Annotated in this window: 2 protein-coding genes; both read left to right on the top strand. The window is 60.8% G+C overall.

Annotated features, from left to right (window positions below):
- Positions 1 to 368 (top strand): thiamine pyrophosphate-dependent enzyme (locus PFH44_RS27500; protein WP_283826825.1); only part of this gene is annotated, 368 nt, incomplete at its 5' end.
- Positions 369 to 390: 22 nt separating this feature from the next.
- A complete protein-coding gene (locus tag PFH44_RS27495; RefSeq protein WP_283826824.1) occupies positions 391 to 1,161 on the top strand; it encodes a (S)-acetoin forming diacetyl reductase in 771 nt (256 codons plus the stop codon).
- The last annotated feature ends 315 nt before the right edge of the window (positions 1,162 to 1,476 follow it).

The raw sequence follows: 1,476 nt of genomic DNA, 5'->3' as shown, positions 1-1,476 counted from the left end.
CAGGCAAGGTGGTCCCGGTGTCCGGCGATGGCGGCTTCCTGCAGTCGAGCATGGAGCTGGAGACCGCCGTGCGCCTGCACGCCAATATTCTGCACATCATCTGGGTCGATAACGGCTACAACATGGTGGCGATTCAGGAACAGAAAAAATATCAGCGCCTCTCCGGGGTGGAGTTCGGCCCGGTCGATTTCAAGGTCTACGCCGAAGCCTTCGGGGCCAGGGGGTTCGCGGTAGAGAGCGCCGACGCCCTGGAGCCGACCCTGCGCGCGGCGATGGACGTCGACGGCCCGGCGGTGGTCGCCATTCCGGTCGATTATCGCGATAACCCTCTGCTGATGGGCCAGCTCCATCTCAGCCAAATACTGTGAGTCACTACAAAAGGAAATGAAAATGGAAAAAGTCGCACTTGTCACCGGCGCCGGTCAGGGCATCGGTAAAGCTATCGCCCTGCGTCTGGTGAAGGATGGATTTGCCGTGGCAATCGCCGATTACAACGACGCTACGGCCACAGCGGTAGCCGCTGAAATCAACCAGGCCGGCGGCCGCGCGGTGGCCATTAAGGTCGACGTCTCGCGCCGGGACCAGGTTTTCGCCGCCGTTGAGCAGGCGCGTAAAGCCCTGGGCGGATTCGACGTTATCGTCAACAACGCCGGCATCGCGCCGTCAACGCCGATCGAGTCCATCACCGAGGAGATCGTTGACCGGGTCTATAACATCAACGTTAAGGGCGTCATCTGGGGGATGCAGGCGGCGGGGGAGGCCTTCAAAAAAGAGGGGCACGGCGGGAAGATCGTCAACGCCTGCTCCCAGGCCGGCCACGTCGGCAACCCGGAGCTGGCGGTCTACAGCTCGAGTAAATTCGCCGTGCGCGGCCTGACGCAAACCGCCGCCCGCGATCTGGCGCCGCTGGGCATCACCGTTAACGGCTACTGTCCGGGGATCGTTAAGACGCCAATGTGGGCGGAGATTGACCGTCAGGTCTCGGAAGCGGCGGGCAAACCGCTGGGCTACGGTACGGCCGAGTTTGCCAAACGCATCACCCTCGGCCGCCTGTCGGAGCCTGAAGACGTCGCCGCCTGCGTGTCGTTCCTCGCCGGCCCGGATTCCGACTATATGACCGGCCAATCGCTGCTGATCGACGGCGGCATGGTATTCAACTAATCGTGGTATTCAACTAATAATATTAAGCTCTGACATGCCTTGCCCCTGCCCTAACGCAGGGGCCTTTTTATGCCCCATCCCACCGCAAGTGCAAACACATTAGCCCTGTCCAATCTTCCACAGAACGTTCCCGGCACATTATTGCGTTCACTGTAGTGGGGGCCGTTCATATTCGGGGAGATTGATCCACCCACTTTTGGTGGAATGTTCCTTTCACTGTCGTGGAATATTCCGTTCACGATGAGTCCGGGGTTTTTCTCACACCCGCTGCGTGCGAACGGCACGGGGGGCGTTTCGCTCGCCCCCCTGGGCCCC

Source organism: Klebsiella sp. Ech2A (assembly GCF_030078455.1).
In the GTDB taxonomy this organism is placed as follows: Bacteria; Pseudomonadota; Gammaproteobacteria; order Enterobacterales; family Enterobacteriaceae; genus Klebsiella; species Klebsiella terrigena.
This window is presented reverse-complemented; position numbering and strand designations above follow the sequence as displayed.

What these genes read in the sequence shown, in the direction of transcription:
- PFH44_RS27495 (WP_283826824.1), top strand. Translation starts at nt 391, where the DNA reads ATGGAAAAAGTCGCACTTGTCACCGGCGCCGGTCAGGGCATCGGTAAA.